Genomic DNA, 13,996 nt, shown 5'->3' with positions numbered 1-13,996 from the left:
CTTAACCCCATCCCTCGCATGGAGCTGTTTGAAACCATCGTCGGTGCCGTCGGCAATTTTCTTGCCTGGCCTCTCGTCATCCTCCTCCTGGGTACGGGCCTCTACCTGACGATCCGGCTCGGATTCATCCAGTTCCGTCGCCTCGGCCACGGATTCGCGGTAGCCACAGGCCGCTACGACGATCCGGACGAGCCCGGAGACGTGAGCCACTTCCAGGCGCTCACCACGGCGCTTTCCGCGACGGTCGGCGTCGGAAACATCGCCGGCGTGGCGCTCGCGATCCACATCGGAGGACCCGGCGCTTTGTTCTGGATGTGGGTGACCGCCTTGCTCGGCATGGCGACGAAGTACGCCGAGGTGACCCTCGCGCAGCAGTACCGCGACGTGCGCGTGGACGAGGACGGCAAGGCCTGGGAAGGCTCGGTTTCTGGCGGCCCGATGTACTACATCGAGCGCGGCCTGGGCAAAAACTGGAAGCCTGTGGCCATGTTCTTCGCGTTCGCGCTCATGATCACTTCGTTTATGACCGGCAACGCGGTGCAGGCCAACACCATCGCGACGCAGCTCTACGACTCGTTCGGCATCGACCAGGTCATCACGGGCCTTGTCACGGCGAGCATCGTCGGCGTCGTCATCGTCGGCGGCATCAGCCGCATCGGTAAGGTGACCTCGATCGTCGCGCCGGTCATGGCGGGCTTCTACGTGTTGGGCGCGGTGACCATCCTGATCCTCAACTTCGGATCGATCCCCGCCGCGTTCGGGACCATCTTCTCCGAGGCGTTCAACCCGACCTCTGGCGTCGCCGGCGCGGGTATCGGCGTGTTCCTCCTGACGATGCAGTTCGGCGTGCAGCGCGGCCTGTTCTCCAACGAGGCCGGACAAGGCTCAGCGCCCATCGCGCACTCGGCGGCCAAAACCGACGAGCCCGTTTCCGAAGGCGTCGTGGCGCTCCTGGAGCCGTTTATCGACACCATCGTGATCTGCACCATGACGGGCCTCGTGCTCGTCACGACCGGCGCGTTTGAGACCAAGGCCCCGGCATCGTTCGAGGCAGGCGGCGCGAACGTCAACGTGCTCGCGCCCGAACTCGACGACGCGGGCAACCTCGTGCGCTATGGCTCCTACGGGGGCGCGTTCCCGCTGGTCTACGAAGGCGGCATCTCGCAGAACGAGCAGGGCGCCGCCCTCTCGCGCTACGACCTCCCGATCGACACGCTCTTCCTGGACGAGGCGCAAACCGTCCCGTTCGAGGGCCGCATTGAGCAGGGCTCTGGTGGTCTGGTCGCGATGGCCTCTGGCGGCGACGAGGTCGACCTCCTGTACGGCAACACCGCGCGTAGCGTGGCCCCGCTGACCACGCTCGGGTTCGAGATGGGCCTGGCGCCCATCGGCATGGGCGGCTTCGGCAAGTGGATCGTGCTGCTGAGCGTCGTGCTCTTCGCGGTCTCGACAAGCATCTCGTGGAGCTACTACGGCGACCGCTGTGCGAACTACCTGTTCGGCCCCAAGGCGATCCTGCCCTTTAAGGCCGTCTTTGTGGTCATGCACTTTATCGGCGCCATCCTGGCCTCGACGACGATCTGGGACCTCGGCGACGTCGCGCTCTCGCTCGTGACGATCCCGAACGTGATCGCGCTCATCCTGCTCTCCGGCACGCTCGTCAAGCTGACGGACTCGTACTTCGAACGGAAGCCGTGGGAGCAGAACGAGGAGGATCACAAGCGGGCCAAGGCTGAAGGCCGCATCTAGCCCCTCCGCCTCTGGCGCCCGCGTGGCGCCAGAGGCGCTTGTTTTCCCGCGTTCGCTTTCGCCAGAGGCCCCGGCCACCCCATGCTGACAGTCGTCGATCACCCGCTTCTCGCCCGCGCCGTCACCACGCTGCGAGACAAGACCACGCCGCACGGCGAGTTCCGCGCCGTCCTCAACGATGCCGCGGCCATTCTGGCCTACGAGGCGCTTCGGACCATCCCGACGGAGAAGCAGACAGTCCAGACCCCGCTGGAGGAGACTGACGGCGTCAAGCTTGCGCAAGAGGTGGTAGTAGTGCCCGTGCTGCGAGCAGGACTGGGCCTCGTGGACGGGTTCGTCCGCTTTGTGCCCGAAGCGCGCGTAGGCCATCTCGGCATGTACCGCGACGAGACCACACACCGCCCGGTCGACTACTACTCCAACATCCCGCCTGTCCGGGGTGCGCGCGTGTTCGTCGTGGACCCGATGCTAGCGACCGGCGGCTCGGCCGCTGGCGCGCTGAGCCACCTTAAGCAACGGGGCGCGGATCACCTCACGTTTGTCTGCCTCGTTGCAGCGCCCGAGGGCGTAGAGCGCCTCCACGAGTTCCACCCGGACGTCGACATCGTCACGGCGGCACTGGACCGCGAACTGGACGACAAGGCGTACATCCGGCCCGGCCTGGGCGACGCTGGCGACCGCATCTTCGGAACGCACCCATGAAGTTGAGCCGCGTCGTCCCGTCCAAGTACGCCATCCTTGCGCTGGTGCTTATCGCCTTCGCGGGCGTCGCCATCGCGCAGGACTCCGCCGCGCCAGAGGCTCTGGCGCCGGTTGCGGATTCCCTCGCAGCGGGCGATGCGCCCGTCGTGCTCCAGGAAGCGCCGCCAGAGGCGCCCACGCCCAACGCGGGCTGGTGGTCACTGCTCCCGGCCGTCCTCGCCATCGGAGCCGCGCTGGCGTTCCGGCAGGTGATTGTGGCGCTGTTCCTCGGCGTGTGGGTGGGCGCGTGGATCGCCTCTGGCGACCCGGCGATGGGCTGGTTCACCGGATTCTTTGAAGCGATCCAGACCTACATCCTGAGCGCGATCACGGACGAGGGGCACGCCGCGATCATCCTGTTCTCGCTGCTTATCGGCGGGCTCGTCGGGTTGATCCAGAAGGGCGGTGGCACGCAGGCAATCGTGCACCTGGTCACCAAGTGGGCGAAGTCGGCCGGGCGGGGACAGCTCGCGACGGCGCTGTTGGGCATCACGATCTTTTTCGACGACTACGCCAACACGCTGATCGTTGGCGGCACGATGCGGCCGATCACGGACACGCTGCGGATCTCGCGCGAGAAGCTGGCCTACATCGTGGACTCGACGGCAGCGCCCGTTGCCTGCATCGCGCTCGTAACGACATGGATCGGGACCGAGGTGGGCTACATCGGCGAGGCCATCGCGCAGATCCCGGACTACGACGAGTCGGCGTACTCCGTCTTCCTGAACTCCATCGGGTACTCGTTCTACCCGCTTCTGGCGCTGCTCTTCGTCTTCCTGGTCGCGGGCATGAAGCGGGACTTCGGACCGATGCTGAAGGCCGAGCGCCGCGCCCGTACAACAGGGCAACTCGCGCGCCCGGGCGCGAACGTCGGCGCAGCTGAGGCCGACGCGCACCTGCTGGAGCCCAAAGAGGGCACGCCGTACCGCCTGATCAACGCGTTTCTACCGATTGGTGTGCTCGTCGTTGGCGTGCTCGTGGGGCTTTGGATCACAGGCCGCGCCTCCGAAGGCCCGGACGCGAGCATCCAAGACGTGATCGGTGCCGCGGACTCCTACAAAGCCATGATGTGGGCATCCCTCGCCGCCGTTGTCACGGCCATCACGATGTACGTGGGGCAGCGCATCGTGACCATTGACGAGGCCGTGGAGTCCCTGATGGCTGGCATGCGGACCATGCTGTTCGCGCTCATGATCCTGACGCTGGCCTGGGCGCTCTCGGGCGTCAACGAAGCGCTGGGCACCGGCGAGTTCTTGAAAGACCTGCTCTCGGACCGCCTCATTCCGGGCCTCGTGCCCGCGCTCGTGTTCATCCTGGCCGCTGCCACCGCCTTCGCGACCGGCTCCAGCTGGGGCGCGATGGGCATCCTCATGCCGCTCGTGGTGCCTCTGGCGTGGAACGTGCTCGCCGCCGACGGCCTGCATACCAACGCGGAGTACCACCATATCATCTACAGCGCCGTAAGCGCCGTTCTCGCCGGTGCCGTCTGGGGCGACCACTGCTCGCCGATCTCGGACACGACGATTCTATCCAGCCTCGCGAGCCAGTGCGACCACATCGACCACGTGCGGACTCAGATCCCGTACGCGCTGACCGTTGGCGCCGTGGCGCTCTTCCTGGGCACGATCCCGGCCGGCTTTGGAGCGCCCTGGTGGGCCGTCCTGCCGATCGGCGCGCTGGTGCTGTACCTCGTGCTCCGCTTTGTCGGCAAGCCTGTGGATGAGCCGGACGCGATGGTAGCGGCGTGAGAGACGCCAGAGGCCTCCTGCCGTATTCCGCGCCTCTGGCGCCCTCCGCATGACGCCCGAGATTCTGTTTTTGGACAACCACCTCTTGGTGGTTGCCAAGCCCGCCGGGATGCTTTCCCAGGGCGATTCCACGGGCGACCGCGACGTGGCCAACTGGGCCAAAGCGTTCCTCAAGCGCGAGTTCAACAAGCCTGGAAACGTGTTCGTCGGCTTGGTGCAACGGTTGGACCGCCCGGCCTCTGGCGTGATGGTCCTCGCGCGGACGAGCAAAGCCGCGAGCCGCCTCACCGAGCAGTTCCGCAAGAGGTCCGTCGAGAAGGTCTACCTCGCGCTCGTGGAAGGCAAGCTGGAGGGGAGCGGACGGTTGGAGGACTGGCTTTTCAAGACGCACGACACCGAGACGGGCACCCGTGTTAAGCGCGTCTCCTCGACCACCTCTGGCGCGAAAAAGGCCGTCTTGGAATGGCGCGCGCTCGCAACCGTGCGGGGGCGGACGCTTGTCCGCGTCGTGCTGGAGACGGGGAGGCCGCACCAGGTCCGCGTGCAACTGGGCGGAATCGGGCACCCTATAGTGGGCGACCTCCGCTATGCCGCGCCTGTCCCGCTCGGCGACGGCCACAGCATCGCGCTCCACGCCGCGCACCTCGCGCTGGACCACCCCACGCAGAAGGACCGCCGGCGGTTTACTGCCGCGCCGCCTCCAGCCTGGGGCGAGGACTTCGCGCGGCCCATCGAGGCCGAACTCCGCGTGCTCGCCGGCAGGGAGTAGCGGCCGCGATGGCCTCTGGCGGGATGCGTGTGGGCGCCGGGGAGCACCTTGCCTCGGACGCCAGAGGCGTGCAACTTCCGCCGTCCTTCTGGCCGCACCTCCATGCCGATTCCTACACTCGACGCCATCGAGACCCGCGTGTTGGGCGCGCTGATCGAAAAGTCCCTCGCGACACCCGATTCGTACCCGCTGACGACGAACGCGCTGATCGCGGCGTGCAACCAACGCTCCTCGCGCGATCCCGTCATGGACGTAACCGAGCGCGAGGTCTCGGGAGCCGTCGAGCGCGTCAAGCGGCGTAAACTCGCTGGCGTCGCCTCTGGCGCGGGGCATCGCGTCTCCAAATTGCGGCACTCGATGGACATCGCGCTGGGCCTCTCGCGCCGCGAGCTCGCCGTACTGGCGGTGCTCATGCTGCGCGGACCGCAAACGCCTGGCGAGATCCGCACGCGCGTGGGCCGCATGGCGGAGATGACGAGTGTAGACGAGGCGGAGGAAGCGCTCTGGATGCTCTCGGAGCGCGACGAGCCTCTCGTGGCAAAGCTGCCACGTCAGCCGGGGCAGAGCGCTGAGCGCTACACCCACACCCTTTTAGGCGACGTGGCGCCTCTGGCGCCAGAGGCCGAAGGGGACGCAGCGGAGCCGGTCTCCACGCTCGCCGAACGCGTCGCCACGCTGGAGGCGCTCGTGGAAACCCTCCAGGGCGATCTGGCTGCTCTGAAAGAAGCGTTGGGAGCAGACTAGCAGGCCTGCGCCAGAGGCCTCTGGCGATGCATATTTTAGGGCCGAAGGTGTGACATTCAGGTGGCATCGCTGTGCGCGATCTTGAGGCAATCAACATCTAGAAACATGCTGCACGCGCTCCCACGGCCCTCTATCGGGCCCACCAACGTCGAGCTGGCGGACATCCTCGGGCAAATGGCCGAGCTGCTCACGCGCTCGGGCGAGCCGAATCCCTACCGCGTCCAAGCGTACCTCCAGGCGGCAGCGATGCTGCGAGACCTGGACACACCGGTCGTCGAGATTTACGGCACCGGCGGTCGCGACGCGCTGACCGAGCTACCCGGCATCGGCGTGAACCTCGCGAGCCACCTCGCGGACTACATCGAACGAGGCCGCGTGGGCTTGCGCGACCGGCTTCTAGCGTCTGACGACCCGGCCGCGTTGCTGATGACCGTTCCGGGCATTGGCGAGTCCCTCGCGCGCAGCCTCGTGGAGGCGGGCATCCGCTCGCTGACCTCGCTGGAGCGGGCGTCGCACGACGGCCGGCTCGCCGAGATCGCCGGCTTCGGCCCGCGCCGCCTCGAAGCGATCCGGCTCCAGCTCAACTCCATCCTGAACAAGTCCGCACGACGCCGCGAACGCCGGGTGCGCCGCCAGATGGCTCGCCTGTCGTCCATCCGCCGCCGCGAGGACGACCTGCCAACGCCAGAGGCCGACGCCTCGGACGAGACCGCTGTGCCGGAGACGGCTCCGCTCGCGACGATCTATACCCTGTTCCCGCCGGCCGCCGCCTAGCCGGCACTCGCGGGTTCTGCCCAGCCTCTGGCGTCCTCCGTGTCGCCAGAGGCTTTTCTATTCGCCCTTGCGGTCCGCGAAATCCAAGAACCGGTTCGCGACGGCCTGGGCGAGGTGCGGCGAGCTGCCCCACGCGCGGTTGTTCGCGATCACGTTGAGCGTGACGCCGCGTGAGGCCGCCTGGTATGCGAGCGCCGTTGTCTCGTCGATCATGCGACGGGCCTCTTGCGTTTGCGAGAGCGCCGGGACCGGCTTGTCGAACGGGTAGGCCAGCGCAAAGGCCTCGTTGTGCTTCATGTCGATGGGGTTGAGCAGCCGCACCACGGCTTCGTCCGCGCCCGACGTGAACTGCTCGTCGGCCAGCTCCCACTGCGTTTTGAGGGACGGCAGCCACGTCCAATGGCTGAACACGCGCCCAATCTTCCGGCTCGCCATCCACGCCGCGAAGCCGGGCGTGAGCATGTGCTCGGAGCGCACCTCCAGGTGGTATGCGACGTCCCCGGGCACGTCGCGGAAAAACTCATCCCAGTCGCCGATGTAGGCCTCTGGCGAGGGGGCATCGCGCTGCCGGATGTACTCCTGCTCCACCAAGATGCCTGCAAGCTTGACGCCTAGCGCGTCCGCCAGAGGCGCCACGAACTGATGGGTGAAGCCTCTGGCGTCCAGGTAGCGCTCGTTCTCCACGAACGTCATGCGGCCGTCCACGCGGCGCGGTAGAACTCGCGAGACGAACTCGCGCGGCGCCTTGACCACAAACCGAGCGTTCGCAGGCGACGCGTCCACGTACTGCTGGAGGATGAACAGGTTGTTCTCCGGCCGCCCATCGGGCTTGAGCAGCGGGCGGTAGTAGAGGAAGTCCAGCTCCAGCACGTTGAAGTGCTCGAAGTAGTCCGTCACCGATTTGATCGGCAGCAGCCGCTCCTGAAAGGTCTGCCCGCCGACCTTTTTGCTCCGCGTCGTCACCTCGCCGGCCCACACGTCGCGCGGGTAGATGGTGTCGATCCAGCCTGCGTAGCGGTCCGACGCCGTCCCGAATCGCAGGCGCTCGTGGATTCGGCGGAAGTCGAAGCGCTCCGCCTCGGCGCGGCGGTCGTCTACGGGTCTGGGCATGGAAAGCTGGGGACGAGGTACGAGAAGATCGAAGGCGGTGGGCCTCTGGCGCTTGCGAGACGCTTGCTGCGTGAGCGAAAGCGGCACGGGCCTCTGCGGATGCTACACGTACGCTTGCGTTGTCCTCACGCGCCAGAGGCCTCGCTCACGGAGGGCCTGGTACTGGGGCACCATGCCGCTCGCGTAGACGGCGTTGGCTTGTGCCTCAAGCGGTTTTTTTCTTGCTGCCGAACAGCACCTCACCCACGGTCCGGCCCGCGACCGCGAAGCCGATCACCAGGATGGTGTAGTACGCGATCAGGCGCCAGCCCAGGAGCGCGGGGCCACCTGCACTCTCGGGAAGAAGCGGGGAGAGGAAGAGGAGGTACAGCCCCTCCATACCGCCAGACCCGCCCGGCGTGGGTAGCGCGATCCCTACGAGCCAGAGGGCGGCCGTGCGCAGATAGAACAGAAACGGTCGCGCGATCGAGGCGACCGCGAACGCTGCATACAGCGCGATCGCGTAGCGCGAGCACCAGATCAGCAGCGTCAGCCCGAATCCTTTGAGGTAGAACGCCAGAGGCTGCGCGCGGAGAATGCGCGCCTGCCGCCTGAGCTTGCGTGCCTCGTCGTGCACGCGGTCCTCGAAGCGGCGGAGGAACTTGAGCCTCACCACTTTGCCCGCTACCCACTCGATGAGTTGGGGCCGAACGAGCGTCGCGTAGGCAAAAAACGAGATCCACGAAAGCAACCCAACCAAGTACAGCGCGACCGTCCCGATGCTCACCGCACCGAGCGCGTCCGGAAATACGGGCAGCTCGAACGCGAAGAGGAACAGCATCACGATCAGCACCGCGAACCACACCTGGTCCATCAGCATCGAGAACAGCATGTACGCCGAGACCTGCCCAAACGGGAGGTCATTCTCCTTCGCGATGAAGTAGGCCGCGAACGGCCCGCCGCCAAGTGCCGAGGGGGTAATGGCCGAGAGGAAGTCCCAGGTCACCTGCCCTTTGTACGCCTGCCGGACGCTTAGCGCCCCGCGCGAGATCAGTTGCAGCCGCAGCGAGGCAAACGTGATCTGGAGCCCGAGCGCCAGAACGGCCAGCGCGAGAAGTCCGGGCCGGAAGCGCCTCGCCACCGCCACCAAATCCGCCCCCTCCGTCGTAAACGCCACAATCGCGATGATCGCGACCAGGCTGAGCGCGATGGGCCAGATCACGTCGCGGAAGCGCACCGAGCCGCGCTGGACCGGTGGCACCAGTGGGATGGCCTCTGGCGCCTCGTCGTGAGGCTCCGGCGGGGCGGGAGGGGAGGGCTGCAGTTCCAGGACGTCGCGGGGGAAGGCGGGCGCGCTACGTGGGGAGCGCCACGAAAGATACCCGAGCGGCGGTCTGGTGAGACGCCAGAGGCCGGATCACCTGCAAGGCTGCACGCGTCTTGGCCGGGCCCGTTCGCGCCAGAGGCGGCACGAGTGGGGAGCAAAGCGTCGCCATTTCATTCAAAGGCCAAGCCTCTGGCGCGACTCGCGGTTGTGACGGCTGTCCTCCCTCGGTACCTTCGGGCGCACTGCTGACGGCGCGCCTCTTCCCCTCTGCGCCGCCCCTTCCGGTACGCCCGGCCTCCTCACCCACCCATGCTGGAGACGTTTCTCTTCTTCGTCTTCGCCGTCCTTTCGGTCGTCGGCGCACTCGGAATGCTGATCTCCCGGAGCCCCGTTACGGCCGCGCTCTGGATGGTTCAGGTCATGCTGTCCATCGCGTGTTTGTACCTCACGCTGAACGCCGCGTTTATCGGCGTCGTGCAGGTGCTGGTCTACGCAGGCGCCATCATGGTGCTATTCCTGTTCGTCATCATGCTCCTGAACCTGGACGAGATGCCGAAGCTGGGCGCGATGGACTTCAGAAAGGTGGCCGCCTTCGTCCTCGGCGTGGGCGTGCTCGCCCAGCTGCTCTCGGTTGTGGCGCTGAAGTTCGACCTCTTGCCGGACGCCCCCACCACGGAAGAAGCCGTCGAGGCGACGGACGTGGCCAACATCGGCGTGACGCTCCTTACCGAGCACGCCTTCGCCCTCGAGATCGTCGGCGTCCTCCTCCTCGCGGCGACCATCGGTGCCGTTGTCCTCGCCAAGAAGCGGTTCGTCTAGATGGAACTCACCTGGTACCTCTCGCTCAGCGCGGTTCTCTTTACGATTGGCGTTCTCGGCGTCCTCCTGCGCCGCAACGCGATTGTCGTCTTTCTCAGCATCGAGTTGATGCTGAACGCGGTCAACCTCACGCTCGTGGCCTTCGCGCAGGGCTTCGGTGACGTGCACGGCCAGATCCTGGTCTTCTTCGTGATGTCCGTCGCCGCGGCTGAGGCCGCCGTTGGGCTCGCCATCGTCATCGCGCTGTTCCGCAACACGATGACGCTCAACATCGACGAGATCAACCTGTTTAGGGGCTAGCGCCCCGGGGCTGGCAGCTGGGGACTCGGAACTCCAGACGCCAAGCCAGTCCCCAGTCCCTAAAACCCAGTCCCCGCACAATGGAAACCCTCGTTCGCCTGATTCTCCTCCCGCCGCTGCTGATGGCGGCCTTTAACGGGATGATGGGGCTGTTCATGCCGTCGTGGCGGAAGCAGGAAAAGCTGATCGGGACCCTGGCGCTGATCGCGGTTGCTATCCCATTCGGCGTGACGGTGATGCTGTTCCTGGGCTACCAGCACGGGGCGCCGCAGGTGGTTCCGTTCTTCCACTGGATGACCGCAGGTGACCTGAGCGTGGCGTTCAGCTACCGGATCGACGAGCTGTCGCTGCTGATGACGCTTATCGTGACCGGCGTGGGTAGCCTCATCCACCTGTACTCCATCGGGTACATGCACGGAGATAGCGGGTACTGGCGGTTTTTTCCCTATCTGAACCTGTTCATCTTCGCGATGCTCAACCTGGTTCTGGCGGAGAACCTCATTGTGCTGTTCCTGGGCTGGGAGGGCGTGGGGCTGTGCTCGTACCTCCTCATCGGATTCTGGTACACGGACCTCAAGAACTCGGCGGCGGCCAACAAGGCGTTTATCGTCAACCGTATCGGTGACTTCGCCTTCCTGATTGCGCTGTTCCTGATCTTCAAGACAGTCACGGACAACATCGCAGGCCCGTTTGGCTTCGATTTCGCGACGCTTCTGGCGCCCGAGACGCTCGCTCTTTTCGACGGCCCCATTGGCTTCTGGATCGTGCTGCTGATGTTCATCGGCGCTACGGGCAAGAGCGCGCAGATCCCGCTCTTCGTCTGGCTCCCGGACGCGATGGCCGGGCCGACGCCCGTCTCCGCGCTGATCCACGCCGCGACGATGGTGACAAGCGGCCTGTACCTGCTCTCACGCCTGAGCGAGATGGTGCTTCTGGCGCCAGCGGCCATGGGCGTGATCGCCATCGTGGGCGCGATTACGGCCATCATGGCAGCCTCGGTCGCGATGACGCAGAACGACATCAAAAAGGTGCTCGCCTACTCGACCGTGAGCCAACTGGGCTTCATGTTCATGGCGGCCGGCGTCGGCGCGTTCTTCGTCGCCATCTTCCACGTGATGACGCACGCTTTCTTTAAGGCCTGCCTCTTCCTCGGATCCGGGTCTGTTATCCACTCCATGCACCACGTGGAGCACGAACTGGAGCACAAGGGCATCATCCCGAGCCACCACGGCGGTCCCGACACCCCGCTGGACTCCGAGGCGACGCAGAACACGCTCCGTCACAACCCGCTGCCATACGACGGGCACTTCGACGCGCAGGACATGCGCACGATGGGCGGACTCAAGAAGTACATGCCGGCTACGCGGTGGACCTTCTTGATCTCGACGCTCGCGATTGCAGGCATTCCGCCTCTGGCGGGCTTCTTCTCCAAGGACGAGATCCTGTTCTTCGCGTTCAAGTCCGGGATGGACGGCAACGTGCTCAGCTTGGCCGTGTGGGTCATCGGGCTGATTACCGCGCTGATGACGGCGGTGTACATGACACGCGCGTACCTCCTCACGTTTGAGGGCACCCCGCGTTGGCCCGCCGCGATGGACGTGCACCCGCACGAGAGCCAGTGGACCATGACGCTCCCGCTGTGGATCCTCGCCGCGCTCGCCGCTGGCGCCGGACTGCTGGGCCTTGCGCCCGTTGTCGCGGAACTGTTTGGAACCGAGAGCTGGATCCACCACTGGCTCGGCGCCGCTTACGGCGGGCCTGTGGCCGAGGCCGCGTTCGAGTACAAGCCATCGCACGCGACGGAGTGGATCCTCCTCGGCGTGGGCTCGATCATCGCCGCCGCCGGTGTCGCCATCGCGTGGGTCGGCTTCCGCTTTGGCGCCAGAGGCCTGGATGCGGACCGCCGCTTCTTCAAGATGATGGGCTGGCTCTACGCGCCCGCTTCGCGCAAGTGGGGCTGGGATGAGCTGTACAACGCCACCTTCGTCCGTGCTGTCGTGGACGGCGCCCGCAACGTCTTCGCGCCGTTCGACAAAAACGTCGTCGACGGCGGTGTGAACGGCCTTGGCCGAGGCGTCCGCGGCTTCGCCAGCGGCCTCCGCGGCATCCAGACCGGCGGCGTGCAGACGTACGCCCTCGCCATCGTGCTCGGCGTCGTCCTCGTGGTCGGCCTCGTAATGCTCGGCTAAGCCTCTGGCGGCCCGCCAGAGGCCGCATCCCTCCGGGCGCCGCAGGCGCACCGACGCAGATCCTACATGAGCTTTCTCGCTGACATTCCCAACCTGGTCTCGCTGGTCATCTTCCTGCCCGCGCTCGGCGCGCTGGCGGTGATGCTGGCACCGAGCGTGAGCGCCATCCGGTGGATCTCGCTCGCGGTCACGACGGTCGCGTTCGTCCTCTCGCTCGGCTTCTGGTTCGGCTTCGACGCCTCGGTCTCGACGGCGAATGCGCCGCAACTGCGCGAATACATCAACTGGCTGCCGGGCGTGGACGTGAACTACCACGTGGGCGTGGACGGGCTGAACCTGCTCCTGCTCCTGCTGACGACGCTTCTCGGGCCGATCGTTGTGCTCTCGTCGTGGCACTACATCGGCAAAGCGCACAAGGGCTACTACGCGCTGATCCTGCTGCTCGAAACGGGCGTCCTCGGAGTGTTCGCGGCGTTCGACGTCTTCCTGTTCTACGTCTTCTTCGAGCTCACGCTCATCCCGATGGTGTTCATCATCGGCATCTGGGGCGGAGAGGACCGGATCTACGCCGCGACGAAGTTCGTGATTTACACGCTCGTCGGCTCCCTGCTGATGCTCGTCGGCGTGCTGTGGCTCGGCTTCGCGGTTGGCGAGGCCTCTGGCGTCGGCTTCACGACGGACTGGTACAAACTCGTCGAGTACGGCGTCCCGCTGGGCGCGCAGACGTGGCTGTTCCTCCTCTTCGGACTCGCCTTCGCGATCAAGGTCCCGCTGTTCCCGCTGCACACGTGGCTGCCCGACGCGCACACCCAGGCGCCGACCGGCGGCTCGGTCGTCCTCGCGGGCGTGCTGCTCAAGATGGGCACCTACGGCCTCTTGCGGTTCGTCCTCCCGTTCTTCCCGAACGCGAGCCTGACCTACGCGCCGTGGATCGGCATCCTGGCCGTGATCGGCATCGTGTACGGCGCCCTCGTCGCGTTCGCGCAGACCGACGTGAAGAAGCTTGTCGCTTACTCCTCTGTGAGCCACCTGGGCTTCGTGGTCCTGGGCATCTTCGCGTTCGACACGACGGCCGTTCAGGGCGCTCTCATCCAGATGGTGAACCACGGCATCTCGACCGGCGCGCTGTTCCTCATCATTGGCATGATGTACGAGCGCCGCCACACCCGCGCGATGGCCGACTACGGTGGCATCGCCAAAAGCGTCCCCGTCCTGACCTTCTTCATGCTCTTCAGCGTGTTCGCAAGCGCCGGCCTGCCCGGACTCAACGGCTTCGTGGGCGAGTTCATGATCTTGGTCGGGTCCTTCACCTCGGGCGTGACGGGATACGCTGTTCTCACGGCGATTGCGGCCTCTGGCGTCATCTTCGCAGCGGTCTACCTGCTGTGGATGGTCTACCGGACCTTCTTCGGTGAGATCACGAACGAGGCCAACGCGACGATGAAGGACCTCAACGGCCGCGAGATCGCGCTGATCGTGCCTCTGGCGGTTCTGATGATCGGCATGGGCTTCGTGCCCGCACCGTTCCTGGCCAAGAGCGAACTGGCTGTCCGCTCCATTCTGGAGACCGTCGAGGCCAAGCGAGTCGCCGTCGCAGGAGCCGCCCCCAATGAAACGGTGGCGGTGGAGATCATCTGGCCCGAGGCCGTTGCCGCAGCGCCTCTGGCGCCTACCCCAGTGCCCGCGCACACGCCGGAGGCGCACTAGCGCTTTTGCCTGCCGTCCGAGCCGCGCCCGTCCCCCTTTT

12 protein-coding genes are annotated in these 13,996 nt (G+C 66.0%); 10 read left to right on the top strand and 2 right to left on the bottom strand.

What is annotated here, in order from left to right; translation table 11 throughout:
* Window positions 1–18: 18 nt before the first annotated feature.
* The 6 genes from BSZ36_RS07860 (at window position 19) to BSZ36_RS07835 (ending at window position 6,525) form a co-directional block, all read left to right on the top strand.
* Window positions 19–1,749 carry an alanine/glycine:cation symporter family protein gene (locus tag BSZ36_RS07860; RefSeq protein ID WP_094547628.1) on the top strand — a complete coding sequence of 577 codons (1,731 nt, stop codon included), beginning with the start codon at window positions 19–21 and terminating at the stop codon, window positions 1,747–1,749.
* An 81-nt stretch (window positions 1,750–1,830) separates the two neighbouring features.
* Entirely contained in the window at window positions 1,831–2,451 is a 621-nt protein-coding gene (gene upp / locus BSZ36_RS07855) for a uracil phosphoribosyltransferase (protein WP_094547626.1), read from the top strand.
* Window positions 2,448–4,238, top strand: coding sequence for a Na+/H+ antiporter NhaC family protein (locus BSZ36_RS07850; RefSeq protein ID WP_094547624.1), 1,791 nt, complete (start codon window positions 2,448–2,450; stop codon window positions 4,236–4,238). The genes upp and BSZ36_RS07850 overlap by 4 nt, the downstream gene beginning before the upstream one ends.
* 49 nt (window positions 4,239–4,287) lie before the next feature.
* Window positions 4,288–5,007 carry an RluA family pseudouridine synthase gene (locus BSZ36_RS07845; protein ID WP_094547622.1) on the top strand — a complete coding sequence of 240 codons (720 nt, stop codon included), beginning with the start codon at window positions 4,288–4,290 and terminating at the stop codon, window positions 5,005–5,007.
* A 102-nt stretch (window positions 5,008–5,109) separates the two neighbouring features.
* A complete protein-coding gene (locus BSZ36_RS07840; protein WP_094547620.1) occupies window positions 5,110–5,751 on the top strand; it encodes a YceH family protein in 642 nt (213 codons plus the stop codon).
* 105 nt (window positions 5,752–5,856) lie between these two features.
* The gene (locus tag BSZ36_RS07835) at window positions 5,857–6,525 is read left to right on the top strand and encodes a helix-hairpin-helix domain-containing protein (protein WP_094547618.1); all 669 of its coding nucleotides are present in this window, start codon (window positions 5,857–5,859) and stop codon (window positions 6,523–6,525) included.
* A gap of 57 nt (window positions 6,526–6,582) precedes the next feature.
* Here the strand turns inward: BSZ36_RS07835 and BSZ36_RS07830 are convergent, their stop codons facing one another.
* A complete protein-coding gene (locus tag BSZ36_RS07830; RefSeq protein ID WP_094547616.1) occupies window positions 6,583–7,635 on the bottom strand; it encodes a DUF72 domain-containing protein in 1,053 nt (350 codons plus the stop codon).
* Window positions 7,636–7,840: 205 nt separating this feature from the next.
* A complete protein-coding gene (locus BSZ36_RS07825) occupies window positions 7,841–8,851 on the bottom strand; it encodes a lysylphosphatidylglycerol synthase transmembrane domain-containing protein (protein WP_179271086.1) in 1,011 nt (336 codons plus the stop codon).
* Between the two features lie 399 nt (window positions 8,852–9,250).
* On the opposite strand from BSZ36_RS07825, the gene BSZ36_RS19335 reads away from it, so the two are divergent.
* The 4 genes from BSZ36_RS19335 to BSZ36_RS07810 all read left to right on the top strand — a co-directional run bounded on the left by BSZ36_RS19335 (window position 9,251) and on the right by BSZ36_RS07810 (window position 13,956).
* Window positions 9,251–9,760 (top strand): NADH-quinone oxidoreductase subunit J family protein, encoded by a 510-nt coding sequence (locus BSZ36_RS19335; protein ID WP_179271085.1) that lies wholly within the window; start codon window positions 9,251–9,253, stop codon window positions 9,758–9,760.
* Complete coding sequence (gene nuoK, locus BSZ36_RS19330; protein ID WP_179271084.1) at window positions 9,761–10,060, top strand: NADH-quinone oxidoreductase subunit NuoK; 300 nt, start codon at window positions 9,761–9,763, stop codon at window positions 10,058–10,060.
* An 80-nt stretch (window positions 10,061–10,140) separates the two neighbouring features.
* The gene (locus BSZ36_RS07815) at window positions 10,141–12,249 is read left to right on the top strand and encodes an NADH-quinone oxidoreductase subunit L (RefSeq protein ID WP_094547612.1); all 2,109 of its coding nucleotides are present in this window, start codon (window positions 10,141–10,143) and stop codon (window positions 12,247–12,249) included.
* A gap of 66 nt (window positions 12,250–12,315) precedes the next feature.
* Window positions 12,316–13,956 carry a complex I subunit 4 family protein gene (locus tag BSZ36_RS07810; RefSeq protein ID WP_094547610.1) on the top strand — a complete coding sequence of 547 codons (1,641 nt, stop codon included), beginning with the start codon at window positions 12,316–12,318 and terminating at the stop codon, window positions 13,954–13,956.
* The last annotated feature ends 40 nt before the right edge of the window (window positions 13,957–13,996 follow it).

The organism is Rubricoccus marinus (assembly GCF_002257665.1).
Taxonomy (GTDB): Bacteria; Bacteroidota; Rhodothermia; order Rhodothermales; family Rubricoccaceae; genus Rubricoccus; species Rubricoccus marinus.
Note: the sequence above shows the minus strand (reverse complement) of the source record. Positions and strands in the feature narration are given on the sequence as shown.